Annotated in this window: 21 protein-coding genes and 1 pseudogene; 7 read left to right on the forward strand and 15 right to left on the reverse strand. The window is 68.3% G+C overall.

All coding sequences use genetic code 11. The features are described 5' to 3' along the window. Positions 1 to 145: 145 nt before the first annotated feature. Both ACYVLQ_RS22145 and ACYVLQ_RS22150 read left to right on the forward strand, forming a co-directional pair. A complete protein-coding gene (locus ACYVLQ_RS22145; RefSeq protein ID WP_460699416.1) occupies positions 146 to 1,012 on the forward strand; it encodes an alpha/beta fold hydrolase in 867 nt (288 codons plus the stop codon). Next, positions 999 to 1,631: a TetR/AcrR family transcriptional regulator gene (locus ACYVLQ_RS22150; RefSeq protein ID WP_460699417.1), complete on the forward strand. Its 633-nt coding sequence runs from the start codon at positions 999 to 1,001 to the stop codon at positions 1,629 to 1,631. The genes ACYVLQ_RS22145 and ACYVLQ_RS22150 overlap by 14 nt, the downstream gene beginning before the upstream one ends. 124 nt (positions 1,632 to 1,755) lie before the next feature. Here ACYVLQ_RS22150 and ACYVLQ_RS22155 read toward each other — a convergent pair whose 3' ends face one another. From ACYVLQ_RS22155 to purF, 5 genes are all read right to left on the reverse strand, one after another. Next, the gene (locus tag ACYVLQ_RS22155) at positions 1,756 to 3,501 is read right to left on the reverse strand and encodes an ABC transporter ATP-binding protein (RefSeq protein WP_460699418.1); all 1,746 of its coding nucleotides are present in this window, start codon (positions 3,499 to 3,501) and stop codon (positions 1,756 to 1,758) included. After that, positions 3,494 to 4,480: an ABC transporter permease gene (locus tag ACYVLQ_RS22160; RefSeq protein ID WP_460699419.1), complete on the reverse strand. Its 987-nt coding sequence runs from the start codon at positions 4,478 to 4,480 to the stop codon at positions 3,494 to 3,496. Before ACYVLQ_RS22160 ends, ACYVLQ_RS22155 begins: the two co-directional genes overlap by 8 nt. Further along, a complete protein-coding gene (locus tag ACYVLQ_RS22165) occupies positions 4,481 to 5,494 on the reverse strand; it encodes an ABC transporter permease (RefSeq protein ID WP_460699597.1) in 1,014 nt (337 codons plus the stop codon). 83 nt (positions 5,495 to 5,577) lie between these two features. Continuing rightward, a complete protein-coding gene (locus ACYVLQ_RS22170; RefSeq protein WP_460699598.1) occupies positions 5,578 to 7,134 on the reverse strand; it encodes an ABC transporter substrate-binding protein in 1,557 nt (518 codons plus the stop codon). A 351-nt stretch (positions 7,135 to 7,485) separates the two neighbouring features. Then, complete coding sequence (gene purF, locus ACYVLQ_RS22175) at positions 7,486 to 9,093, reverse strand: amidophosphoribosyltransferase (RefSeq protein WP_460699420.1); 1,608 nt, start codon at positions 9,091 to 9,093, stop codon at positions 7,486 to 7,488. A gap of 142 nt (positions 9,094 to 9,235) precedes the next feature. Between purF and ACYVLQ_RS22180 the strand changes: the two genes are divergently transcribed. Then, the gene (locus tag ACYVLQ_RS22180) at positions 9,236 to 10,480 is read left to right on the forward strand and encodes a YhgE/Pip domain-containing protein (protein WP_460699599.1); all 1,245 of its coding nucleotides are present in this window, start codon (positions 9,236 to 9,238) and stop codon (positions 10,478 to 10,480) included. Positions 10,481 to 10,601: 121 nt separating this feature from the next. Here ACYVLQ_RS22180 and ACYVLQ_RS22185 read toward each other — a convergent pair whose 3' ends face one another. From ACYVLQ_RS22185 to ACYVLQ_RS22200, 4 genes are all read right to left on the reverse strand, one after another. Next, entirely contained in the window at positions 10,602 to 10,988 is a 387-nt protein-coding gene (locus tag ACYVLQ_RS22185; RefSeq protein WP_460699421.1) for a sterol carrier family protein, read from the reverse strand. 86 nt (positions 10,989 to 11,074) lie between these two features. Continuing rightward, positions 11,075 to 11,923 (reverse strand): hypothetical protein, encoded by an 849-nt coding sequence (locus ACYVLQ_RS22190; RefSeq protein ID WP_460699422.1) that lies wholly within the window; start codon positions 11,921 to 11,923, stop codon positions 11,075 to 11,077. A gap of 102 nt (positions 11,924 to 12,025) precedes the next feature. Next, on the reverse strand, positions 12,026 to 12,643 hold the full coding sequence (locus ACYVLQ_RS22195; protein WP_460699423.1) for a CPBP family intramembrane glutamic endopeptidase: 618 nt from the start codon (positions 12,641 to 12,643) through the stop codon (positions 12,026 to 12,028). A 134-nt stretch (positions 12,644 to 12,777) separates the two neighbouring features. Then, positions 12,778 to 14,535, reverse strand: a complete 1,758-nt coding sequence (locus tag ACYVLQ_RS22200) for an alpha/beta hydrolase (RefSeq protein ID WP_460699424.1) — start codon at positions 14,533 to 14,535, stop codon at positions 12,778 to 12,780. 138 nt (positions 14,536 to 14,673) lie between these two features. Between ACYVLQ_RS22200 and ACYVLQ_RS22205 the strand changes: the two genes are divergently transcribed. Next, positions 14,674 to 14,964: a YiaA/YiaB family inner membrane protein gene (locus ACYVLQ_RS22205; protein WP_460699425.1), complete on the forward strand. Its 291-nt coding sequence runs from the start codon at positions 14,674 to 14,676 to the stop codon at positions 14,962 to 14,964. A 30-nt stretch (positions 14,965 to 14,994) separates the two neighbouring features. Here the strand turns inward: ACYVLQ_RS22205 and purL are convergent, their stop codons facing one another. Next, on the reverse strand, positions 14,995 to 17,286 hold the full coding sequence (gene purL, locus ACYVLQ_RS22210) for a phosphoribosylformylglycinamidine synthase subunit PurL (RefSeq protein ID WP_460699426.1): 2,292 nt from the start codon (positions 17,284 to 17,286) through the stop codon (positions 14,995 to 14,997). Between the two features lie 259 nt (positions 17,287 to 17,545). On the opposite strand from purL, the gene ACYVLQ_RS22215 reads away from it, so the two are divergent. Beyond that, positions 17,546 to 18,772: a glycosyltransferase 87 family protein gene (locus tag ACYVLQ_RS22215; RefSeq protein WP_460699427.1), complete on the forward strand. Its 1,227-nt coding sequence runs from the start codon at positions 17,546 to 17,548 to the stop codon at positions 18,770 to 18,772. A 188-nt stretch (positions 18,773 to 18,960) separates the two neighbouring features. On the opposite strand, the gene ACYVLQ_RS22220 is transcribed toward ACYVLQ_RS22215, so the two are convergent. The 3 genes and pseudogenes from ACYVLQ_RS22220 to ACYVLQ_RS22230 form a co-directional block, all read right to left on the reverse strand. Further along, positions 18,961 to 20,250 carry a M18 family aminopeptidase gene (locus tag ACYVLQ_RS22220; RefSeq protein WP_460699428.1) on the reverse strand — a complete coding sequence of 430 codons (1,290 nt, stop codon included), beginning with the start codon at positions 20,248 to 20,250 and terminating at the stop codon, positions 18,961 to 18,963. A 72-nt stretch (positions 20,251 to 20,322) separates the two neighbouring features. Next, a pseudogene (gene amiE, locus ACYVLQ_RS22225) lies at positions 20,323 to 20,439 on the reverse strand (aliphatic amidase); the annotation flags it as partial. A 125-nt stretch (positions 20,440 to 20,564) separates the two neighbouring features. Continuing rightward, positions 20,565 to 21,002 carry a MarR family winged helix-turn-helix transcriptional regulator gene (locus ACYVLQ_RS22230; protein ID WP_460699429.1) on the reverse strand — a complete coding sequence of 146 codons (438 nt, stop codon included), beginning with the start codon at positions 21,000 to 21,002 and terminating at the stop codon, positions 20,565 to 20,567. A 47-nt stretch (positions 21,003 to 21,049) separates the two neighbouring features. Between ACYVLQ_RS22230 and ACYVLQ_RS22235 the strand changes: the two genes are divergently transcribed. Then, complete coding sequence (locus tag ACYVLQ_RS22235) at positions 21,050 to 22,108, forward strand: substrate-binding domain-containing protein (RefSeq protein WP_460699430.1); 1,059 nt, start codon at positions 21,050 to 21,052, stop codon at positions 22,106 to 22,108. 133 nt (positions 22,109 to 22,241) lie between these two features. Then, positions 22,242 to 23,312 (forward strand): ABC transporter substrate-binding protein, encoded by a 1,071-nt coding sequence (locus ACYVLQ_RS22240; protein ID WP_460699431.1) that lies wholly within the window; start codon positions 22,242 to 22,244, stop codon positions 23,310 to 23,312. On the opposite strand, the gene purQ is transcribed toward ACYVLQ_RS22240, so the two are convergent. Together purQ and purS are read right to left on the reverse strand one after the other, a co-directional pair. Next, complete coding sequence (gene purQ / locus ACYVLQ_RS22245; RefSeq protein ID WP_460699432.1) at positions 23,309 to 23,986, reverse strand: phosphoribosylformylglycinamidine synthase subunit PurQ; 678 nt, start codon at positions 23,984 to 23,986, stop codon at positions 23,309 to 23,311. The two genes, ACYVLQ_RS22240 and purQ, sit on opposite strands and share 4 nt — an antisense overlap. Next, positions 23,983 to 24,216, reverse strand: coding sequence for a phosphoribosylformylglycinamidine synthase subunit PurS (gene purS / locus ACYVLQ_RS22250; RefSeq protein ID WP_460699433.1), 234 nt, complete (start codon positions 24,214 to 24,216; stop codon positions 23,983 to 23,985). Before purS ends, purQ begins: the two co-directional genes overlap by 4 nt. Between the last annotated feature and the right edge of the window lie 27 nt (positions 24,217 to 24,243).

The following is a 24,243-nucleotide window of genomic DNA, read 5'->3' on the forward strand; positions in this document are numbered from 1 at the left end:
CGCTACCGGAGTCGGATAACGGGACTGCACCGGTATTGGCTTGACCGCTCGACAATCCGGGCAATTTCGACGGCGAATCATTGACGTACATACGGTATGTATGTAAGTCTGAGTCGACCTGGACAGCACACACCCGGGAGGCACCATGGGAATCAGCAGCACACTCGGCCCCATCCACGAGCTGGACCTGCCGGGCGGCCGGATCCGCTATCACGACACCGGCTCCGGGGCGCCGGTCGTCTTCGTGCACGGTTTGCTCGTCAACGCGGATCTGTGGCGCGATGTGGTGCCCGGCGTCGCCGCGGCCGGGCACCGGTGCATCGCCCCCGATCTGCCCTTCGGGGCGCACTCGATTCCGGTGCCCGACGCGGACCTGTCGCCTACGGGCGCCGCGGATCTGATCGCGGCCTTCCTGGAACGGCTGGACCTCGAGGACGTGACGCTGGTGGCCAACGACACTGGCGGCGCGATCGCGCAGATCCTGCTGACCCGCGACCGGTCCCGCATCGGACGCGTGGTGCTCACCAACTGCGATGCCTACGACAAGTTCCTGCCGCAGCCGTTCACGGCGCTGCCCCGGCTGGCCGCGATACCCGGCCCCTTCCGGAGCCTGCTGGAGCTGATGCGGTTCCGGCCCGCGCAGCGGCTGCCGATTGCCTTCGGCCTGGTGACCAAGCGGCCGGTGCCGCCGGAGTTCGCCGACTCCTATCTCCTGCCGAGCCGGGGGTCCGCGGCCATCCGGGCGGATCTGTACCGGTTCGTCCGCGGCATCCACAAGCGCTACACGCTCGCGGCGGCGGAACGCTTCCACACCCTCGATCTACCCGTGCTGCTTGCCTGGGCGCCGGAGGACAGGGTGTTCAAGGTGTCGTTCGCCGAGCGACTGGCCCGCGATCTGCCCGACGCCACCCTGCGGCTGATCGATGACTCCTACACCTTCAGCGCCGAGGACCGGCCGGAGTTGCTCACCGAGTTGATACTGGAGTTCACTCGGCTGCATGCCACGCCGTAGCCAGGAGGATCGTTCGCGCACCACCAGGGCCGCGCTCGAGGAGGCCGGGCGCCGGCTGTTCGCCGAGCGCGGCTACGCGGGTGTCTCGGCCGAGGAGATCGTCTCCGCGGCCGGGGTCACCCGCGGCGCGCTGCACCACCACTACGGCGATAAGCGCGGGCTGTTCCTGGCCGTTCTCGAGCTGGTCGAGTCGGAGGCCACCGCGGAGGTGACCCGGGCGATCGAGTCGCTGTCCGGGGCGGCCGATCCCGCCGATCCGGCCGCCACCGTCGCGGCCATGGGCGTGGGCCTCAACACCTTTCTGGAGGTGTGCCAACGCCCCGAGGTCGCCAGGATCTCGATGTCGGACGCCCCCGCGGTGCTGGGCTGGCCCGCCTGGCGCGAGATGGAGGCGAGGTACGGCCTGGGCCTGATCACCGACCAGCTGGAACAGGCCCGCGCGGCAGGCCTGATCGCCGACGCCCCGATTCGCGTACTCGCCCAACTCATCCTCAGCGCGGTAACCGAGGCAGGCATGATCGTCGCCCACGCCCCCGACCCCGACACCGCCCGCACCGAGGCCCAACAATCCCTCATGCTCCTGATCAGCGGCCTACTCCGCCTCCCCGAAACCCCCTGAGATACAAGCGGCGAGCACCCGGTCCTATCGTCCGGCACCGACCGGCCGGGTGCTCGCCTAGGGTTGTGCCGCCAGTTCGTCGGCTCGCCCCCGACACGGCGCGACGACACAACCCGGCTCGGGATTACCCGCTGTGGTCCGTGGCGAAAAGTGCCGCCGAGGCCGCGCGGCGCCGGCGTTGTTCCACGGGGTCGGGGACCGGGACGGCGGCGACCAGACGCTGCGTGTATTCCTGGGTGGGGTGGCGCAGGATTTCGTCGCGGGTGCCCTGCTCGACCACGGAGCCGTTGCACAGCACCGCGATTCGATCGGCCAGTTGATCCACCACGGCCAGGTCGTGGCTGATGAACAGGCAGGCCCAGCCGAATTCCCGCTGTAGTTCGGCGAACAGCTCGAGCACCCGCGCCTGCACCGAGACGTCCAGGGCGCTGGTCGGCTCGTCGGCGATCAGCAGGTCCGGGTTGAGCACCAGGGCGCGGGCCAGGCTGGCCCGTTGCCGCTGCCCGCCCGAAAGCTCGTGCGGGTAGCGCTGTTCGGTCCCGGTGGGCAACTGCACATCGTCGAGGAGTTTGCGCACCCGGACCCACAGCGCCTCACCATGGGCGGCGCGGTGCACCACCAGCGGTTCGGCGACACACTGCCCGACGGTCAGCCGCGGGTTCAACGACGTTGCGGGATCCTGGAATACGAATCCCAGCCTTTTGCGCAGCGGCCGCAGCTGCCGTTCGGACAGCCCGGTCACGGGAGTGCCGTGCATCGCGATCGTGCCCGACGAGGGGCGCTGCAGCGCCGCGACGCACCGGCCGATCGTGGTCTTGCCCGATCCGGATTCGCCTACCAGGCCGAGGGTTTCGCCGCGGCCGATGGTCAAGCTCACGTCATCCACGGCGCGGAAGGCCGGGCGGCCCAGCGCCCCGGGGAATTCCACCACGAGATCGGTCACCTCGAGCACCGTCTCCGGCCGTTCCACCGACTCCGCGGCGGGTCGTTCGGCCGCCGTGGTGGGCGCGGCCGCATCGACCCGCGGCGCGACGGGCGACACCGGGCCGGATGTCGGCCGCAGCCCGGCGCCCAGATGCGGTACCGCGGCGAGCAGATCCCGGGTGTACTGCTGCTGGGGATCGGCGAAAAGGTCGTCGACCGGCGCGGTTTCTACGACGCGCCCGGCGCGCATCACCACCACCCGGTCGGCGAGGTCGGCGACCACGCCCATGTTGTGCGTGATGAGCACGATGGCGCTGCCGATGCGATCGCGCAGATCCCGCAGCAGTTCCAGGATCTCGGCCTGCACGGTGACGTCCAGGGCCGTCGTCGGCTCGTCGGCGATGATCACCTTCGGCTCGCAGGCGATCGCGATGGCGATCATCACGCGCTGCTTCTGACCGCCGGACAGCTGATGCGGGTAGTAGTCGACCCGGTGCTCCGGATCCGGCAGCCCGACCGTGCGCAGCAGTTCGATCGCCCGCGCCCGGGCCTGTTTGCGGCCCGAACCATTGTGTGCGCGAAGGGCTTCGGTGAGCTGATAGCCGACCGTGAACAGCGGGTCCAGCGCGGCGCCCGGCTCCTGGAAGATCATCGAGATCTCGCCGCCGCGCACCGCGGTCAACTGCTTCTCGGTCATCGATGTGATCTTGTTGCTGCCTATGGCGACCAGGCCGGTCACCCGGGCGGTCGAGGGCAGCAGGCCGATCGCGGTGCGGGAGCTCACCGACTTGCCCGATCCGGACTCCCCGACGATGGCCAGCACCTCGCCGGGGCATACCTCGTAGGACACATCGCATACCGCGTCGACCGGGCCCGCGTCGGTGGCGAAGGTGACCGACAGCGACTCGATGGCCAGGGCGGCCGTGCGGTCCAGGGACTCAGTCACCGGTGGCCTCCTTCGGTGCGGCGGCGGTGGCCGCGCGGCGGGTGCGCAGCAGCGGATTGAGCACCTCGTTGAGACTCTCCCCCACCAGCGTCATCCCGAGCACCACCAAAACGATGGCGACGCCGGGGAATACACCGGTCCACCAGATCCCGTTGGACACGTCGGCCAGCGCCTTGTTGAGGTCGTAGCCCCATTCCGCCGCCTGGGTGGGCTCGATGCCGTAGCCGAGGAAGCCCAGTGCGGCCAGGGTCAGGATGGCCTCGGAGCCGTTGAGCGTGATGATCACCGGCAGCGACTGGGTGACATTGGGAAAGATGTGCCGGAACAGGATGCGCCGGACCGGCGCCCCGGTCACCCGGGCGGCGTCGACGTAGGGTTCGGTCTTCACCGCGAGCGTCGCGTTGCGTACCACCCGGAAGTACTGCGGCACGAAGATCACCGTGATCGCCACGGCGGCCGACAGCACGCCGCCGAAGCTCGACGAATTGCCCCCGGCCACCACGATCGACACCACGATAGCCAGCAGCAGGGTCGGGAAGGCGTACATGGCGTCCATGAACAACGTCAGCACCCGGTCGACCCAGCGCCCGGCGTATCCGGACACCAAACCCAAAGGGACGCCGACGAACAGCGACAGCACCAGCGATACGGCTATGACCCACAGCGCGGTGCGCGCCCCGAACAGCACCCGGGAGAATACGTCCTCGCCGCGCACCGAGGTCCCGAACCAGTGCTCCGCCGAGGGCGCCTGCTGCCGGGCGAAATCGACTTCGTCCGAGGAGGTCTGGGCGAAGCCGTAGGGCGCGATCAGCGGCGCGAAGAGCGCCACGATCACGAATACCGCGATGAGCGCGAGACCGAAGATCAGCGTCACCCGCTGCAGTCCCGAGGTCATCGAGAACAGCCGCAGGCCCGGAATGCCCCGGCGCGGCCCGGGCGGAACGACGACGGGTTCCGCCAGCAGTTCAGGTGCAGTCATCTAGAACCTCACCCTCGGATCGATCAGCGCCACGACGACGTCGACGAGGAAGCTCATCACCGCCACCACCAGCGCCAGGAAGGCCACGATCCCTTGCACCGCAACGAAATCGCGGGCCTGCAGATAGCTCGCGAGCTGGTAGCCCAGGCCCTTCCACTCGAAGGTGATCTCGGTCAGCACGGCGCCGCCCAGCATCATGGCGATCTGCATGCCCATCACCGTGACGATCGGAATCATGGCGTTGCGGAACGCGTGCCGCCCGACCACCACCCGCTCGGTGAGCCCGCGCGCCCGCGCCGCGTCGACGAAATCGCTGCGCAGGGTCTGGATCAGGTTGATCCGGACCAGCCGCAGGAAGATGCCCGCGGTGAGCAGACCCAGCGCGATCGCGGGCAGGATGGCGTGCTCCAGCACGTCGGCCAGATATCCCATGTCGCCGTAGAGGATCGCGTCGATGGTGAGGATGTTCGTCTTCGGCGAGACGTGCTGCAGCGCCAGTTCCACATTGGTGCTGGCCCGGCCCGCCACCGGCAGCCAGCCCAGCTTGACGGCGAAGATCAGCTTCAGCAGCAGGCCGACGAAGAACACCGGGGCCGCGTAGACCAGGATGCCGAACAGCCGCAACCCGACATCGGAGGCCTTGTCGCGGCGCCGGGCCGCGTAGCGCCCCAAGGGAACTCCGACCAGGAAGGCCACCAGCAGCGCCCAGAACACCAGCTCCAGCGTGGCCGCGCCGTAGCTGGCGACGATATCGCTGATGGCCCGATTGTCGGTGGAGCGGCCGAAATCACCACGCAGCAGCCCGGTGAGATAATCCCAATATTGGCTCAGCACAGGCCGATTGAGCCCGGCGGCCTCCTTGCGGGCCTCGATCTGGTCCGGTGGCAGCCGCCCGCCCAGGGCGGCGCTGATCGGATCACCAACGACCCGCATCAGGAAGAACACGACCGTCACCAGAATCCATGCCGTCGGCACGATCAGCAGCAGCCGCACGCCCAGGTAGCGCAGCAGCACCCCGTACCGGGATCGGCTGCCGCGCCGCGCATTCCGAGGAGCAGGAGCCGGTGCGGGCGGCTCCTGCTCGGTTACGGCGGCAGTCACTTGCTCAGCACGCTGTAGCGGAACTTGGTGGACGGATCGAGGGTCGCCTCGGTGCCCTGGACGCCCTTCGTGGTGATCGCGATCTGCTTACCCGACAGCAGCGGCAGCGTCGAGATGTGCTTGTCCGCCAGGTCGCGCTGCACCTGCTCCAGGATCTTCACCCGCTTGGCCTCGTCGGGCTCGGTCACCTCCGCGGTCAGCTGGGCGGTGATGGCCGGATCCTCGAAGTGGTTCTGCAGGAAGTTGTTCGGCGCGAAGAACGGGGTCAGGTAGTCGTCCGGATCCGGATAGTCGGGGAACCAGCCCAGCTGGTACACCGGATAGCCGTCGCGTGCCCGCTCGTGCTGGTAGGTCACCCACTCGGTGGACTGCAGGTTGATCTTGAACAGGCCCGTGGCGTCCAGCTGGCTCTTGATCGCCGCGTACTCCTCGGAGCTGGAGCCGCCGTAGTGGTCCGGGTTGTACTGCAGGTTGATCTCGACCGGCGTCGGAACACCCGCGTCGGCGAGGAACTTCGCCGCCTTCTCCTTGTTCGGCTTGGCGCCGTAGATGTCCTTGAACGGCTCGGTCGCGCCGGTGAAACCCTGCGGGATGGGCGAATACGCGGGAGTGAAGGTGCCCTTGTAGACATCCTTCGACAGCGCGTCGCGATCGACGCTGGCGGCCATGGCCTTACGGATGGCGAGCTTCTGCTCCGGGGACCCGCCGGGCATGGTGTTCATGTTGAACACGATGTAGCGGAGTTCGCCGCCGAGGCCCTCGTGCACCGCGACCTTGTCGTTGCCGCGCAGCGACTCCATATCGGTGGGGCTCAGGCTGCGGTAGGCGACGTCGATGTTGCCGTTCTGGATGTCGAGCTTCAGGTTCTCGCCGCTGGCGTAGTACTTCGTCGACACCGAGCTGGTCTTCGGCTTGCCGAGGATGCCGTTGTAGTCCGGATTCGCCTGGTACTCGACGAGTTTGTTCTTGTCGTAGCTGGTGATCGTGTAGGGCCCGGAGTAACCCTTGGCCCTGACGACCGAATCGTCGTCCACGAGCTTGTCGGGCGAGAACACCGCCTCGTCGACGATCGGACCGGCCTGTGTCGCCAGGATCGACGGGAAGGTCTGGTCGTTGGCGTTCTTCAGGGTGAAGGTCACCGTGTGGTCGTCGACCACCTCGGTGCGGTCCAGGTGGGTCAGCAGCGCCGCCGGTCCGTTCGGGTCGTTGATCTTGACCATGCGGTCGAAGGAGAACTTGACGCTCTTGGCGGTCAACGGATTTCCGTTGGCGAACTTCAGTCCCTTCTTCAGCGTGCAGGTGTACACGGTGGGCTGGGTGAAATCGCACTTCTCCGCGGCATCGGGCTCCGGCTTGGTCTGGCCGGGCGCGAAGTTCATGACGTGCTGGTAGATCTGGGTCTCGGGAACATAGGAACCCTGATCGTAGGCCGCCACCGGATCCAAGGAGAAGATCTTGTCGGTGGTGCCGATCACCAAGCCGCCGCCGTCACCGCCGCCCCCGGTGCGCCCGGACCCGCACCCCGCCACCGCGAGTAGCGCCAGGCCCGCCATCCCTACTGCCGCAACACTTTTCACCCTGGCGCCGGGCACGCGGCTCCTCCGAGCCGCCGACGCCGGTGAAGCCGAAAACCGCATGACTGTCCTCATCTCGCAACGCGGGCGCGCCCGAGGCCTGGATCACAGGCCGGGCGCGTACGCGGTGAACTTCGGTATGGCGGGGACAGTACCGCCGGGCCGTTGCAAATATGTTGCGTTTCGCAACAATTAATGGTCGTAAGTCCAAAAAGCGTCGGTGCCGGGGTGTTTGCACAGGAACCATTGCAGGCTGCGCAATCCCGTGGCCGACCGCCAGCCGGGACAGTGCGCAACTATGTTGCAGGCAGGAGATGGGCGATCGGAGCGTCAGGGGCGGCTGAGCGCGCTCGCATTCGCGTTGTCGCCCAACAGTTCCGACTCCCGCTTGCCACCGAGGATGCCCTCCAGCACATTCTTCCCGATCGCCGCCTCGGTGGGCAGCGGAATCGGGTAGTCGCCGTCGAAGCAGGCGCTGCACAGCCGGGACCGGGGCTGCTCGGTGGCCGCGATCATGCCCTCCAGCGAGATGTAGCCGAGCGAATCGGCACCGATGGAACGCCGGACGTTCTCCACCATCTCGTCGAGCGACTCGGTGTCGTCGGGGCCCGCGCCGTTGGCGATCAGCTCCGCGCGGGAGGCGAAGTCGATGCCGTAGAAGCAGGGCCACTTCACCGGCGGCGAGGCGATGCGCACGTGGATCTCCAGCGCGCCGGCCTCCCGCAGCATCCGGATCAGCGCGCGCTGGGTGTTGCCGCGCACGATCGAATCGTCGACCACGATCAGCCGCTTGCCGCGGATGACCTCGCGCAGCGGATTCAGCTTGAGCCGGATGCCGAGCTGGCGGATGGTCTGGCTGGGCTGTATGAAGGTGCGGCCCACATAGGCGTTCTTCATCAGACCCTGGCCGTAGGGGATATCCGAACCCTGCGCGTACCCGACCGCGGCCGGGGTACCCGACTCCGGCACCGGGATCACCAGATCGGCGTCGACCGGATGCTCCCGGGCGAGGCGGCGGCCGATCTCGACGCGGGTGCCGTGCACCGAGCGGCCCGCGATGGTGCTGTCGGGGCGGGCCAGATAGACGTATTCGAAGACACAGCCCTTGGGCTCCGGATTGGCGAAGCGCAGCGAGCGCACGCCGTCGGCGTCGATCGCCAGGAGTTCGCCCGGCTCGATATCGCGCACGAATGAGGCACCCACGATATCGAGCGCGGCGGTCTCGCTGGCAACCACCCAGCCGCGGTCGAGGCGGCCCAGGCACAGTGGGCGCACCCCGTGCGGATCGCGCGCGGCGTAGAGCGTGTGCTCATCCATGAAGGTCAGGCAGAAGGCGCCGCGCAGCGTCGGCAGCAGCTCCATGGCCGCCTGCTCGACGCTCTTGTCGGCGGCGGCGTGCGCCAGCAGCGCGGTCATCACGTCGGAGTCGGAGGTGGCCGACATCGAGCCGTCGGATAGTCGGCCGCCGACCAGTCCGCGTTCGCGCGCCCGGGCGGCGAGCTCGGCGGTGTTGACCAGATTTCCGTTGTGCCCCAGGGCAAGTCCGGTGCCGACGGCGTTGGTGCGGAAGATCGGCTGGGCGTTCTCCCAGGTGACCGAGCCGGTTGTGGAGTAGCGGCAGTGGCCGATGGCGACGTGGCCGGGCATGGCGGCCAGGGTCTGCTCATCGAATACCTGGCTGACCAGGCCGAGGTCCTTGAACACCAGCACCTGCGAGCCGTCGGCGACGGCGATGCCCGCCGCCTCCTGGCCGCGGTGCTGCAGTGCGTACAGCCCGTAGTAAGTGAGCTTGGACACATCCTCGCCCGGGGCCCAGACTCCGAAGACGCCGCACTCCTCGCGCGGCTCGTTCTCGGGCTGGTCCGCGGGGGGCGTATGTAGGGTCACCGTTTGCTCCCTGTTCGGCGGGCGGGGGGCACTGATCAGTCTACGGGTCATTCCCGCGAAACCTCGCGCGGGATCACCCGGTTGGCGGGCCGGTTGCTGCTACCGTTCGACCGTGGCGACGACGGACGGTTCGGAAGTGAGTCCTCCCCGGCGACACCTGACCCCGCTCAGGTGGGCGTTCCCGGTGATAGTGATGACCCTGCTGGCCTCGCTGCTGGGCGTGATGTATCTCGACTACGTCGTCGATCCTGAGGAGAACCTGCACGACTTTCCGGTGGCGCTGGTCAATCAGGACGTCGGTGACAAGCTCGGCGCACCCGGCCAGGAAAAGGTGGTCAATTTCGGCGACCAGGTCGCCCAGGGGCTGCAGCAGGCGGTACCGGCCGACAAGATCGATCTGCGGGTGCTGGGGCCGAGCGAGGCCCAGCTCGCGATGCAGTCGGCGCAGGTGTACGGCGCCATCTATATCCCCAGCGACTTTTCCAAGCGGCTCGGCATCCTGGGCGTCGGCAGCATCGTCCCCGGCGATATCGAGCAGCCGGTCATCACGCTGCAGACCAATCCCCGGACCGGCGCCTTCGCGACGGCCATTCTGGAGCGGTTCGGCGAAGAGGCGCTGACCCAGGTGCAGGCGCAGGTCGGCAAGCAACTGACCGAACAGGTCCAGGCCCAGCTGCAGCCGCCGCCCGGCGGGCCGCCCGCGCCGGAGCTGTCCGGCGCCACCCGGATCACGCTGGAACGTCCGCTGAATATCATGGTCGAACAGTTCCGTCCGCTGCCGGGCGGCTCGGGCGAGGGCCTCACCGCCTTCTTCTACAGCCTGCTGCTCCTGCTGGTCGGGATGGTCGGCGCGATGATCATCCACCAGCTGATCGACGCGTCGCTGGGATTCCTGCCGACCGAATGGGGCCCGTGGTACCTGCACTATCCGCGCGCCTCGATCTCCCGCACGAAGACGCTGCTGATCAAATGGTCGGCGGTGACGGCGATGGCGTTGGTCGTCTCCGCGGCGCTGCTGGGGATCGGCAAGGCGCTGGGGATGCCGATCGACAAACCGCTGGCGCTGTACCTCTACGGCGCCTTCGTCATGATCGCCGTGGGTTTCACCTGCACCTCGGTGCTCGCCGCCATCGGCACCTCGGGCCTGATCATCAACCTGATCATCTTCGTCATCCTCGGCCTGCCGTCCTCCGGCGGCACCGTGCCGATCGAGGCGACGCCGAAGTATTTCGCCTGGCTGGCCGAGTTCGAACCGATGCACCAGGTCTTCCTGGGCGTCCGCTCCCTGCTGTACTTCAACGGCAACGGCGCCGCCGGGATGACGCGCGGCGTCTGGATGGCCGTACTGGGCCTGGCCATCGGCGTCGCCCTCGGCCTGCTGATCACCCGCTTCTACGACCGCAAGGGCCTGGAACGCAAACCGGTGAACCAGACGTAGGCGTAACGGAGAACGCCACCACCATCCCCGGCATACCACCAACCACGGTTCCCGGCATGCCACCAATCACGATTCCCGGCATGCCACCAATCACGATTCCCGGCATGCTTTCGGCCGGGACCTAAATCGCCACCACCGGCAGCCACCGGGCCAACTCCCCCGCCCGCAGCCCGGACGCGCTCAACGCACCCGACTCCACGGCATCATCGAAGCTCAACAGCCCGGTGGCCACCAACAGCCAGGTCCGCGCATCGGTCTCGACCACATTCGGCGGCGTCCCCCGCGTATGCCGCGGCCCGTCGATACACTGCACCGCCACAAACGGCGGCACCCGCACCTCCACCGAATGCCCGGGGGCATTCGCGGCGAGCGAGCGCGCGGTCGCTTTCACCGCCGCCGCCACCTCGGCCCGCGCAGGCGCGGGCACGGCTTCCTCACGTAGCCAGTCACTTACCACCGTCACCGCTGCACGCAGCTCGGCAGGATCCACCGCAGGTCGTCGTGCCACTCTGCTGAGATTAGCGAGGTGGTGCGACAGAACACGATTCCCCACCGAGCCCCCGAGCCAGAAGCCACGAGGCGCCGCCGCCTCGGCTACTCGTCGAATACCTCATCGAGCCTGTCTGCCTCGAGAGCACGATCGGTCCAAGCTTCGAGCTGATCGGTGTCGGTGCAATTCATGACGCGGTCGGCGACAGTATCGGGAACCGTGAAACGGTGCCGGAGAATCTTGAGGAGGACCTTCGCTTCGCCCTGCTCCTCGCCCCGACTGTAGTAGCGGCGCGCGAACTCGCTCTTGTACTCATAGGTGCCGGTGGTCATCAGGGTCTCCAACACATCCCGGGCCGCCTTCGGGAGTACGGCCATTACCAGGTCAATGTACATTTCTCCGTTAGGAACGTCGACCATCGTGCTCGCGACGACGTTCAGAATCGCATCCCTGTCGCGGTGGTTCCGATGGGCGATCGCCGACAGCACCGCCATCTCGGGGTTGGTCGAGGCGAGAGCCGGGTCCAGCACGACCGGCACATCGGCAGGACCGATGACGACCGGTGTCAGCAAACATCCGGGGGCTAGCGGAATCGGTGTGCGGCACCAGGCTGCCGTGCGGTCGTTCGGACACAGAATCAGCAGGACGACCGGGGAGCGAAGACGTGCGCGCAATGTGGTCAGGTAGACCGGCCAACTCCAGGTTTTGTCGGCGTCGGGTCTGAGCTGTGCCTCCACGATGACACCCAGCATCGGAATCTGACCTCGCGTCAGCACTACGACAGCGTCGGCGCGATACTCGGTGGGGTCGATGTCGGGGAAATCGCCGCATTCCAGACGGGCGTCGGTGAAGTCGGGTACTACGATATCGGGTACGAGCTGCAATAGATCGGCCGCCAGGCGGGGCCGTTGCCGAAACAAGTCGGCTAGAACTTCGTGCAGGGCACTGGGCATAGCAGCAGGCTATAGGCCGCTACCGACATGTCCGGTGTCGCTCGATCCGACTGCGGGACAAGCGGTTACCGGTCGAACGTTCATTTCGAGCGGTCGGTTGGTTCATACGCCCGCGAGGTGGGGGGTCAGGGCGCCGCCGACGTTGAGGGCCAGGTGGAGTAGAGCCGGGGCGGTGGTGCTGGCGGTGTGGCGGCGAAGCCGGGAAAGGACCAGGGCACCGGCCGTGGTGAAAGCTACCGACGCCGCGACATTGTCGCCTGCGGCTCGGGCGGGGGCGATGTGCCAGAGTCCGAAAGTCGCTGCGCCGAGCCACTTTCCCGCAGACCCGGCCGCGGTGTCGAGCAGTGGGTCCAGGGTAGCACGAAAGATCAGTTCCTCGCTGTAAACGGTGCCGACGGGAATGTGGACAGCGGCCCATTCGGCGAGCGGGACCTCCGGACCCCGGACGGCGAACTCGGCGAGACGGCGACGTAGTGGCGGAACAGCCACAGCGGCAGCGTAACCCGCTGTAACCAGCGCCGCAGCACCTGCGCCCCAACGCCATCCGCGACCCGAGCACCAGTTCGGACGCGCGCCGAAGGTGGCCGCGTACGCCGTGGCGAAAGTCGCGTTCGCGACGGTGCGCATCCGCACATCCAGAGCCGAGCGCGGCAACACCACGTTGCTCCACAGCAGCGGAACCCCCACGGCGGCAACCGAGATCCCGAGACGCCTGCTCACGGCTTACCCCCCTGCCTTCCAGCTCCGGTTCCGACTCACGACGGTCCCTGCGCGACGGCATCGATCCCACGCTGCCCCGGCCCGGCGGGTAGCGCCACCGGCGCCCGGCCCACCGCGTCCCCGCACGCTCATCCTCACTTCACCGCGCGTTCGAATGACTCGGACAGGTCCAGCTGGATACGGATGCGGTCCAACTCCTCCGGGGTCCAGTCCGGTGGCGGGAGTACCGCGACCCAGCCGTCCAGCATCAGGTTGCCATAGTTGTGACCGTGCCCGTCGCTGACGCCCTGGGCGTTGGTCAGGTCCACCGCGACCTGCCAGAAGGTGACCAGCGGCCACCAGCGCATCTGCGAGGACACGTCCGCGCCGCGCGGCTCCGACAGCCAATCCGGTTGGGAGAAGATCAGGTCCGTCGACCACCACACGATCGGATCGGAGGGGTGCTGCAGGTAGGCGATGCGCGGCCGACGCCAGTCCGGCGACGGCCTGCTCAGATCGGTTGCCTCCGTGGCGAACCGCACCACCAGCCCGTCGGCGTATACCGGATCCACCGCCCGGGTTCCCGGGTCGCGGCGCTCGGTGAACTGGCTCCACAGGCGATTCGAGTTCGGTGGGCCGACCCACAGCGCCCCATCAACCTTCGCGCGCAGATCCGCCAGCCCGTCGAACGCCGCCTCCGACCCCTGCGAGCCCAGGCTCTCCCCGTACACCAGCAGCTTCGGCCGGGCCTCCGGCGGGCGCTTCGACCAGGCCGCGTAGACCGCGTCGAACATCTTCTTACCCGCCGCCGCCACCTTCTGCCGGTCGGCCAGGAACGACAGCACGCTCGGCAGATACGAGTACTGCGAGGCGGCGATCGCGGTGTCGCCGTGATACAGGTACTCGATCGCCTCGGCCGTCTCGGAGTTCACCCAGCCGGTGCCGGTCGTGGTGACGACCACCAGCACCTTTCGGTCGAACGCGCCGGTGCGCTCCAACTCGTCGACCGCCAGCTGCTCCTGCGTCACACCATCTTTCGCCGAATCCAGGCCGACGTAGACTCGAACCGGTTCGCGCGCGGGCGCTTTCGTCACCGCGCCGATGCGGAAGGCGTCCGGCCCGTGCGAGACGAACCAGCGGCCCTCCGAGCCCAGCGTCTCCCATTTCGCCAACGAGGCGGGGCTGCCTGAGCGCTCCGGCGACCGCGGCTGCACCGCGTAGTCCGACATCTTGTCGTTGCGCACGCTGAACGCGGAGTTGGCCACCGCGAAGAACGCCCGGGTGGCGACGCCGTTGAACAGCGTCACCGCCAGCACGGCCAGCACGATCACGCCGACGGTCGGGGCGAACCGCGGCGGCACCCGCACCCACCGGCTCAGCAGCCGCGCGAAGAAGCGGACGATCTCGCGCAGCGTGCGATACACCGCCACCGCGATGACGCCGACCGCCAGGCTCAGCGCGCCCGTGCGCAGGTATGCCGCGCGCGTGGTGCCCGCCATGTCCATCAGCGCCGAGATCTGCCGCTGCCAGTCCGCCGACAGCACCAGCATCCAGATCGCGATCAGCACGCACGCGGTCAGCACGGCGAACTTCACCGCGTACTGAACCCCCAGCGACGGACTCCGCACCGGCAGCTTGGGCCGAATCCACTTGCGGAACAACCACTCGAGCACGCAGCCGACGCCGTAGCCGATCGCGGCGTTGAGGCCGCTGATGAGTCCCTGGAACAGCCAGTCACGCGGCAGCAGCGAGGGTGTCACCGACCATCCGAAGAACACCGTCGCCACCACCAGGCCGACGTAGTTCAGGTCGATGACGTCGTCCTCGAGGCGGCGCAGCAGATGCTTACCCTGCCGGACAGCGACAACGCCGCGTGTACGCAGCGTTGTGAGAGTCTCGGCGGTATCGAGCACCCGTCAAGTATGGCGGCAGCGGCTCGGAAATCGGGGATCTGGTCGCGTGAGCATAATGACCTGCGGCGCGGGAATTACCCGTGTCGCTCGAGTAGTTCTACCGGCGATCGCGGGCGCCGCACGCCGCACTCTATACCCATGAGCAATGCCAACGCACCGCAGAAGAGCACTCCGGCTTTTCTCGCGCAGGCCGCGATCGCCTTCGGCATCAGCTTCGTCGCGGCCTGCGCGGGGATCCTCTACCTACCCCTGGACATCTGGCAGCGCGGCTTCCTTCTGATGGCCGTGCTGTTCCTGGTCAGCAGCAGCTTCAGCCTGGCCAAGGTGGTCCGGGACCAGTTCGAGTCGTCCAGGGTCACCCACCGCATCGATGAGGCGCGGATGGAAAAGCTGATGGCCGAACATGATCCGTTCAAGGTCATGGGCTGAGGACGCCCTGACCGCCCTACTTCCGGTGGTTCAGTTCACGTGGCCGAAGAGCGTGGGCAGCGTGCCCTCGAAGACTTCGCGCAGCTCCGCCATCGGCACCGTGAACTGGCCCTGCACCTCCACGGAGTCCGAGCCCTGGTCGACCACGCCGATGCGTACCCACGGCAACCGCCGCGCGCCGCACATCTTGGTGAAGCGGGTCTCCTCCGAGCGCGGCACCGCCACCAGCACGCGGCCCGCCGATTCGGAGAACAGCATGACGAACGGGTCGGCATCCTCCGGAAGCAGGATGCGGCAACCGGTCTCACCGGCCAGCGCCGCCTCCACCACCGCCTGGATCAGGCCGCCCTCGCTGAGATCGTGGGCGGCGCTGATCATTCCGTCGCGCGACCCGGCGGTGAGCACCTCGGCCAGCAGCTGTTCGCGGGCGAGATCGACCCGCGGCGGCACGCCGCCCAGGTGGTCGTGTTCGACCTGCGACCAGATGGAACCGCCGAACTCGTCGCGCGTATCGCCGAGCAGGATCAGCGTCTCGCCGGGCTCGGTGCCCAGACCGGTCGGGATGCGCCGGTGCACATCGTCGATGACGCCCAGCACGCCCACCACCGGGGTGGGCAGGATCGCGGTCTGCCCGGTCTGGTTGTAGAAGCTCACGTTGCCGCCGGTGACCGGAATGCCCAGGGCCGCACAGCCGTCCGCGAGCCCGCGCACGGCCTGCTGGAACTGCCACATCACGCCAGGATCCTCCGGAGAGCCGAAGTTGAGGCAGTTCGTCACGGCCTTCGGGGTGGCGCCGGTGGCGGCGACATTGCGGAAGGCCTCGGCCAGCGCCAACTGCGCACCGGTGTAGGGGTCGAGTTTGGTGTAGCGGCCGGAGGCGTCGGTGGCCAGCGCGATGCCGCGGCCGGACTCCTCGTCGATGCGGACCACCCCGGCGTCGGCGTGCTCGGCCAGCACGGTGTTGCCGCGCACGTAGCGGTCGTACTGTTCGACGATCCAGCGGCGGCTGCACAGCTGCGGGCTGGCGAGCAGCGTCAGCAGGGTCGCGCGCAGTTCGTCGCCGGTCTTGGGGCGCGCCAGCGCATCCGGGACGTCGGCGATCAGCGCGTCCTGCTCGGCGGGACGCCGCACCGGCCGCTCGTACACCGGGCCCTCGTGGGCGACGGTGCGCGGCGGCACGTCCACCACGGTCTCGCCGTGCCAGGTGACCTGCAGCCGGTCGCCGTCGGTGACCTCGCCGATCACCGTGGCCAGCACGTCCCACTTCTTGCAGACCGCCATGAACGCGTCGACATTGTCGGGAGTCACGACCGCGCACATGCGCTCCTGCGACTCGCTCGAAAGAATCTCCGCCGGAGTCATATTCGCCGCCCGCAGCGGCACCCGGTCCAATTTCACGTGCATGCCGCCGTCACCGGCCGCGGCCAGTTCGGAGGTGGCGCACGACAATCCGGCGCCGCCCAGGTCCTGGATGCCGACCACCAGCCCGGCGTGGTAGAGCTCGAGACAGCATTCGATGAGCACCTTCTCCGCGAACGGATCGCCCACCTGGACGCTCGGCAGCTTCTTGCGTCCGGTACCGGACTCGTCGCCGGAGAAGGTGTCCGAGGCGAGCACGGAGACGCCGCCGATGCCATCGAGCCCGGTGCGCGCACCGAACAGAATGATCTTGTTGCCCTGCCCCGAGGCGAAGGCCAGGTGCAGGTCCTCCACCCGCATCACGCCCGCGCACAGGGCATTCACCAGCGGATTGCCCTGATAGGACGGGTCGAATACGGTCTCGCCGCCCACATTCGGCAGGCCCAGCGAATTGCCGTAGCCGCCGACGCCGCGCACCACGCCGTCGACCACGCGCCGGGTGTCGGGATGATCGGCCGCGCCGAACCGCAGCTGGTCCATCACCGCGATCGGCCGCGCGCCCATCGCCATGATGTCGCGCACGATGCCGCCGACGCCCGTCGCGGCGCCCTGGTAGGGCTCCACGTAGGAGGGGTGGTTGTGGCTCTCCACCTTGAAGGTGACCGCCCAGCCGTCGCCGATGTCGACCACGCCCGCGTTCTCGCCGATACCGGCCAGCATGGACGCGCGCATCTCGTCGGTGGTGGTCTGGCCGAAGTAGCGCAGGTGCACCTTCGAGGACTTGTAGGAGCAGTGCTCGCTCCACATCACCGAGTACATCGCCAGTTCGGCGTCGGTGGGGCGGCGGCCGAGAATCTCCCTGATGCGGGCGTATTCGTCGTCCTTCAGGCCCAGTTCCTTATAGGGCTGCGGGGTATCCGGGGTGGCTGCGGCGGCGCTGACGGTGTCGACGTGGACAGTCACGGTGGGTACCAGGGTCCTTTCGGCCGGGCATACGACGGGCAACCGGCTTGCTCACCGGATGCGGCGCGACGCTCGAGCGGGTGGGGAGACGAACTCAGTCTAGTGTGTGGCAAACCCCACCCGACCAGGCGTCCAGCCCACTGCGGGATACCCTGATCAGGTGACAGATCGATCCAGGGTCGCGGATCCGGACGAAGCGCCCGTGGCCACCTCCGTGGCATCGTCCATAACCGGTCTGACAACTCGCCAGCTACGACTGTTGTCTCTCGCGATTGGCCTGTTCGTCGTCTCGGCGATCGCATCCTTCGTATTCAAGCTATGGCACGGCTACATCGATCTCGAGGTGTACCGCAACGGTGCCCGGGTCTGGCTCGACGGCGGCGACCTCTACGGTCCGATGCCGAAGTCGGGCGGCATCGGCCTGCCGTTCACCTATCCCCCGCTGGCCGCGTTGTTCTTCACGCCCCTGGCCCTGCTACCGCTCGGGGTCGCGCAGGGGCTGGTGCTGGCCATCTCCATTGCGAGCCTGGGGATCACGCTGTGGCTGGTGCTGGACCGGATGCGGCCGTCGCTGGAGCTGCCGACCCGGGCGGCGCTGATCGTCGGCGCGGTCGCCCTCCTCGGGGTGACCGAACCGGTGCGCCAGACCTACAACTTCGGGCAGATCAATCTGGTGCTGATGGCCGCGATCGCACTCGACATCCTGGTGCGCAAGCCGCGCTGGCCGCGCGGCATGCTCATCGGAATCGCGGTGTCGATCAAGCTGATTCCGGCGGCGTACCTGCTGTACTTCCTGCTGCGCAAGGATTGGCGCGCGTCGATCACGCTGGTGCTGTCCGCGATCGGGGCGATCGCGCTGGGATTCCTGCTGTTCCCGGGGGATTCGGCCGAATACTGGTTCGAGACGCTGTGGGACACCGACCGCATCGGTCCGGCCGCCTACGCGGGCAATCAGTCGCTGAAGGGCTTCGCGTTCCGGCTCGGATTCTCCGAGGAGGTGGCCACGCTGACCTGGATCGCGCTGTCGGCCGTCGCCCTCGCCTTGGCGGCGGTGTGGATGAAGCGACTGCTCGACACCGGCGCGGACGTGGCCGCGCTGCTGGTCAATGCCGCTGCGGTGCTGCTGATCTCGCCGATCTCGTGGTCGCACCACTGGGTGTGGGTGGCCCCGGCGATGCTGACGGTCGCCGCCGCGAACCCCTGGCGCGATCCGGGCGCCGCGCGACCGAACCGCCTCCGCCGCAGCCTGATTACCGGCGCCCTGGCCGTCATCACCGTGATGTTCTTCATCGGGCCGTTCTGGCTGCTGCCGCACCAGAACGACCAGGAGGCGGGCTGGTCGCTATGGCAGCAGGTGATCGGCAGCAGCTACGCGCTGGTGACGCTCGCGGTTTTGGCCTTGGGCGCGTGGGGGTCCCGGCCAAGAGCGTGCCGGGAAAGCGAGGGGGAAGCATGCCGGGAAAGCGAGGGGCGGGCCATTCCATAGCACGCGACGGCGGGCCATTCCATAGCACGCGACGGCGGGCCATTCCATAGCACGCGACGGCGGGCCATTCCATAGCACGCGACGGCGGGCCATTCCATAGCACGCGACGGCGGGCCATTCCATAGCACGCGAGGGCAGGTCATTCCATAGCACGCGAGGGCAGGCCCTTCCATAGCACGCGAGGCGGGTCATTCCGTCGGTGTCAGGAACGTCTCCAAGGCAGCGGAGTAGGACTGGACGTCGGCCGCGCCCATCAGCTCGCGCGCCGAATGCATCGCCAGTTGCGGCGCGCCGACGTCGACGGTCGGCATGCCCGTGCGGGCCGCGGTCATCGGGCCGATGGTGGACCCGCAGGGCAGATCGGCGCGGTGCACGTAGCGCTGCAGCGGCACCCCCGCCTGCGCGCACGCCAGCGCGAATGCCCCGGCGCCGACCGCGTCGGTGGCGTAGCGCAGATTCTGGTTCACCTTCAGCACCGGGCCGCCGTTGATCTCGATGCGATGCGCGGGCTCGTGCCGCTCCGGATAGTTGGGGTGCGTGGCATGCGCCATATCCCCCGAGGCGCAGACCGAACCGGCCAGCGCCGCAAGGTATTCCGAGCGTCCGCCGCCCCGGGCGAGCACGATCCGCTCCAGCACCGCAGGGAGCAGATCCGACTGCGCACCGCGCTCGGACTGGCTGCCGACCTCCTCGTGATCGAACATCGCCAGCACCGGCGCGGCCACGCCCGGCCGGTCCGCGGCGGCCAGGAACGCGTGCAGGCCCGCGTAGCAGGTGCCCTGGTTGTCCAGCCGGGGCGCGCTCACCAGATCGAGGTCCCGCCCGACCGCGCGGCTCGGCGACAGGTCGTGGGTCATCAGCTCCCAGCCGAGCACCGCGCCGGGATCGGCGCCGGCCCGCTCGGCCACATAGTCCAGGAACGACCGCGGCTCGCCGCCCACACCCCACACCGCGTTGACGTGGCGCTGCGGATCCAGCGTCACCCCGCGCCGGTCCTCGGACAGGTGGATGGCCAGCTGCGGCACCCGCAGCAGCGGTTCGTCGATCCGAACGAGGCGTTCCACCACGGCATTTCCGTCCCGCACCGTGAGCCGCCCGGAGATGCCCAGCTCGCGATCCAGCCAGGAGTTCAGCCAGGCGCCGCCGTAGGGTTCCAGCCCGACCAGCTGCCATCCGGCCGCCGCCAGATCCGGGTGCTGTTTGACCCGAAGATTCGGGCTGTCGGTGTGCGCGCCCACCACCCGGAAGGGGTGGGCGGGGGAATCGTCGGCGGCTCCGGCCCACGCCACCAGGGAACCGCCGCGCACCACGAAGTAGCGGCCCGCGCCCCCGACGGTCCACGGCCGCGACTCCGGCAACTCCGTGAAACCCTGGGCGGCCAGTTCGGTGGCGACGGTGTGGACGACGTGGAAGGGGGACGGCGAGGCGTCGACGAAGGCGCACAACCCGGACGCCGTCGCGGTGGTCGAGACGGGCATAGGGGCGATCTTAGACACCGCTGATCTCGTGGACCTTCTCCTGCGCCGTGACCGCATCGGTCACCCACATGCGCAGGCCGCGGCGAATACTTCGGTTTCCTCCCCGGGAATCACCATCGCGGTGGAGTACAGCTCCGTCTCGTCGTACATCACACCGGTTGTCGAAAATTCCGGCATGACAATCAGATCCAGTTCCGAGTGGCCGGTTTCAACCCGCCCGCTCCTCGCAATCGATTTCTTCCATTCGGAAACATAAACCGGATTCGGTGCGCCCGCGCGGCGAGCCGAGAGCAATGCCTGTCAATCGACAGAAATCAGTCGGCTACCGGTACCTCGGCGACGAGTTCCAGCAGCCGCAGCAGGTCGGCGTGGTTGCGGGCGCCGATCCGCTTGCATAGCTCCTCCTCGGCCCGCAGTTCCTCGGACCGCACGGACTCGACCAGTTCCGAGCCGCGCTTGGTCAGCCCGATCAGGATGCGGCGGCGGTCGTCCTCGGCGGCGATCCGGAAGATCAGGCCGCGCTCGGCGAGCGCGTCGGCATGCCGCGTGGCCGAGGAGGGCGGCAACTGCGAGCGGGCGGCCAACTCGCTCATCGTGACGCCCACCTGGTCGGACAATTTCGACAACATCGCCCATTGATCGGCCGACAGTTGCCTGGCGCACAATGCGGCGTCCAGGTGACGTAACCAACTGCGCTCGGCAGCACGCAGCGCGCCATGCAGCGTGGAAAATCCGCTTACAATGGTCGACATATTTTCCCGCCCATTCATTTTCGCTCGGACGAGAAGAAGGGTACCGAATGTTCGCGTTCCGCGAGTGCCCGGATGATGTGGTCGAGGTTCTCAACATCGTCCCGCTGCAGGGGTCCGGAGGAATTGTGGCCCCCTCGTGCGATGCGGCAATTTCGCTGGCGGTCGACGAGATCAACAGCGGCGCAGGAATTCTCGGGCGCGAGGTGCGGGTCACCACCATCGACGGCGGCCGGTCGCCGCACGAGGTGGCACAGGAGGTCTCGGCGCTGCTGGCCACCGGTATGGTGCACGCGATCACGGGTTGGCACATTTCCGCCGTCCGACGTGCCGTGGCGCGGGCCGCCGCCGGGCGCGTCCCCTATCTCTACGCGACGACGCACGAGGGTCTGCCCGACGAGATGCCGGGCGTGCTGATGATCGGCGAGGATCCCGAGGGCCACATCCTGGCCGCGATGGGATGGCTGCGTCGCGAACTCGGCGTGCGGCGGTGGGCGATCATCGGCAACGACTACATCTGGCCGCGGGTGACGGCCGCGGCCATCCGCTCCGCGCTCGGCGCTCCCGAGACGATCGTGCTGGAGCAGTTCGTCCCGCTGGGCACCGAGGATTTCGGCGGATTCCTCGCCGATCCGCGCCTGGACGGGGTCGACGGCGTGGTCATGCTGCTGGTCGGGACGGATGCCGCCCGTTTCAACAGACAGTTCGCCCGCACCGGCAGGGCGGGCAGACAGGTGCGGGTGAGCCCGGCCGTCGACGAGACGGTGCTGCTCACCGCGGGCGCCGCGGCCAACGAGAACCTCTACGTGTCCTCCTCGTTCTTCCCCGACCCGGACCGCCTGGACCGGTACCGCGCCATGCACGGCGAATTCGCGCCGCAGCTCACCTTCTTCGGCAATACCAGCTACGAGGCCATGCACACGCTGCGCGCGGTGGCCGAATCGGTCGGTGGCCTGGACGTGCCGCGCATGCACGCCGCGCTGAGCGGCGGTGCGGTGCTCACCACGCCGTCCGGTGACCGCAGCTTCCGTGGCAACCAGGCGGTTCAGTCGGCCCGGATCGCCCGCGCCCAGGGCGTGGACCTACAGATTCTCGGCCGGATCGCCTGATTCGTACCGGTCGGTACCTTCCGGCGACACCGTGGTCGCCGCTCGAGCCATCGGCGATTTGTGAGTAAGCTCTCGGTGAGCCAGGCATCGAGCAGTATCCGCCATCACCAGCGCAGCTGACGGAGAGTGCGATATGAGAACGCCGGGGGGTGAACACGACACCTTCGAAATCCTGAACGTGGTGCCCCTGCGCGGGCCGGGCGGGATGATCGGGCCGTCCTGTGAGGCCGCCGCCGGGTTGGCCGAACTCGAAATCAACAGCGGCAGCGGCATTCTCGGCCGCGAGGTGCGCATCACGACCGTCGACGGCGGCGCCCCGCCGCGCGAGATCGCCCGGGAGGTCTCGGCATTCCTCGCCACCGGCATGGTCGGCGCCGTCACCGGAATCCCGATGCCCGATGCTCGCGCCGCCGTCGTGCAGGCCGTGGACGGGCGGGTGCCCGCGCTGTTCGGCATCGGCGACGACGGCCAATTCGGTTCGCGGCGCGGCGTGTTCATGATCGGCGAGAATCCGGGCGCGCAGACCGTGGACGCGCTGAACTGGCTGCACCGGGAGTTCGGAGCGCACCGTTGGGCGCTCGTGGCCAGCGACTACATCTGGTCGCGCATGATGATTCCGGCCCTGCACCAGATGCTCGACCGGCCGCACTCGGTCGTGGCCGAGTACGTCCTGCCGCAGGGGTGTTCGGATTACGACGAGGTCCTGACCGATTCGCGGCTGGATCTCGCCGACGGCGTCGTGGTGCTGCTGGTCGGGGCCGACGCGGCGCGCTTCAATCGGGCCTTCGCCGCGGCCGGGCGGGCCGAGCGGCAGTTCCGCACCGGCCCGACCGCCGACGAGAACCTGTTGGCCGCGGGCGGTTTCCGGGCCAACGCCAATATCTACGTGCCTTCCAGCGTGATCCCCGATGCACGCCTGCGGCCCGACCGCGAGCGAATCGAACGCTATCACCGGCTGCACGGCAGTTTCGCGCCGTCGTTCAGCCGCTTCGCCACCTGTATATACCAGTCGCTGCACACCCTGCGATCGATGCTGGCCGCCGCGGGGTCCAACGATGTGGAACGCATTCACACGCGGGTCGGCTCGGGAACGGTCTTCGAGCACAACGCCGGGGAGTTCCGGCTGCGGGGCGACCAGTTGCAGCAACCGATCCGGATCTTCCGGGCCAACGGCGCCGAATTCGAGGTGCTGCTGCGGGTCTAGGCCGAGACCAGGCTGTCGAGCACCGACAGGAAGATGCCCAGCCCGTCGTCGCTCGGACCGGTGAGGGGCTCGGTGGCGTGTTCCGGATGCGGCATCAGGCCGACGACGCGGCCGTCGGCGGAGGCGATACCGGCGATATCGCGCTGCGAGCCGTTCGGGTTCGCACCGGCGTAGCGGAACACCACGCGGCCCTCCCCCTCCAACTCGTCGAGCACCGCCGGCGCGGCCTGATAGCGGCCCTCCGCGTTCTTGACCGGGACGAGGATCTGCGCGCCCGGCTCGTATCGGGAGGTCCAGGCCGTATCCGTCTGCTCCACCCGCAGCCACTCGTCGCGGCACACGAAGTGCAGGCCCTCGTTGCGGGTCAGCGCGCCGGGCAACAGCCCCGCCTCGCACAGCACCTGGAAGCCGTTGCAGATGCCCAGCACCGGCATGCCCTTACCGGCCGCCTCGACCACCTTGCCCATGACGGGAGCGAAGCGGGCGATGGCACCGGCACGCAGGTAGTCGCCGTAGGAGAAGCCGCCGGGGACGACGACCGCGTCGACACCCTTCAGGTCGGCGTCGGCATGCCACAGGCTCACCGCCTCGGCGCCGGACAGCCGCACCGCACGGGCGGCGTCGACGTCGTCGAGGGTGCCGGGAAAGGTGACGACCCCGATGCGCGCCGTCACAGCCGCACCACTTTCCAGTCCTCGATCACGGTGTTGGCCAGCAGCGCCTCGGCGATCTTCGCGAGCTCCGCGTCGTCCACGCTGTCGTCGACGTCGAGTTCGAATCGCTTGCCCTGCCGCACCTCCGAGACACCGGGGAAACCCAGGCGCCCGAGTGCGCCGACTATGGCCTGGCCCTGCGGATCCAGGATCTCGGCCTTCGGCATGACCTCGACCACGACTCGTGCCACGCGCTGCTCCTCACGCTGGTGGGGGAT

The organism is Nocardia thraciensis (assembly GCF_054782435.1).

What these genes read in the sequence shown, in the direction of transcription:
- ACYVLQ_RS22145 (WP_460699416.1), top strand. Translation starts at nt 146, where the DNA reads ATGGGAATCAGCAGCACACTCGGCCCCATCCACGAGCTGGACCTGCCG.
- ACYVLQ_RS22150 (WP_460699417.1), top strand. Translation starts at nt 999, where the DNA reads ATGCCACGCCGTAGCCAGGAGGATCGTTCGCGCACCACCAGGGCCGCG.
- ACYVLQ_RS22160 (WP_460699419.1), bottom strand. Translation starts at nt 4,480, where the DNA reads ATGACTGCACCTGAACTGCTGGCGGAACCCGTCGTCGTTCCGCCCGGG.
- ACYVLQ_RS22170 (WP_460699598.1), bottom strand. Translation starts at nt 7,134, where the DNA reads ATGGCGGGCCTGGCGCTACTCGCGGTGGCGGGGTGCGGGTCCGGGCGC.
- purF (WP_460699420.1), bottom strand. Translation starts at nt 9,093, where the DNA reads ATGACCCGTAGACTGATCAGTGCCCCCCGCCCGCCGAACAGGGAGCAA.
- ACYVLQ_RS22180 (WP_460699599.1), top strand. Translation starts at nt 9,236, where the DNA reads ATGACCCTGCTGGCCTCGCTGCTGGGCGTGATGTATCTCGACTACGTC.
- ACYVLQ_RS22190 (WP_460699422.1), bottom strand. Translation starts at nt 11,923, where the DNA reads ATGCCCAGTGCCCTGCACGAAGTTCTAGCCGACTTGTTTCGGCAACGG.
- ACYVLQ_RS22205 (WP_460699425.1), top strand. Translation starts at nt 14,674, where the DNA reads ATGAGCAATGCCAACGCACCGCAGAAGAGCACTCCGGCTTTTCTCGCG.
- ACYVLQ_RS22220 (WP_460699428.1), bottom strand. Translation starts at nt 20,250, where the DNA reads ATGCCCGTCTCGACCACCGCGACGGCGTCCGGGTTGTGCGCCTTCGTC.
- ACYVLQ_RS22230 (WP_460699429.1), bottom strand. Translation starts at nt 21,002, where the DNA reads ATGTCGACCATTGTAAGCGGATTTTCCACGCTGCATGGCGCGCTGCGT.
- ACYVLQ_RS22235 (WP_460699430.1), top strand. Translation starts at nt 21,050, where the DNA reads ATGTTCGCGTTCCGCGAGTGCCCGGATGATGTGGTCGAGGTTCTCAAC.
- ACYVLQ_RS22240 (WP_460699431.1), top strand. Translation starts at nt 22,242, where the DNA reads ATGAGAACGCCGGGGGGTGAACACGACACCTTCGAAATCCTGAACGTG.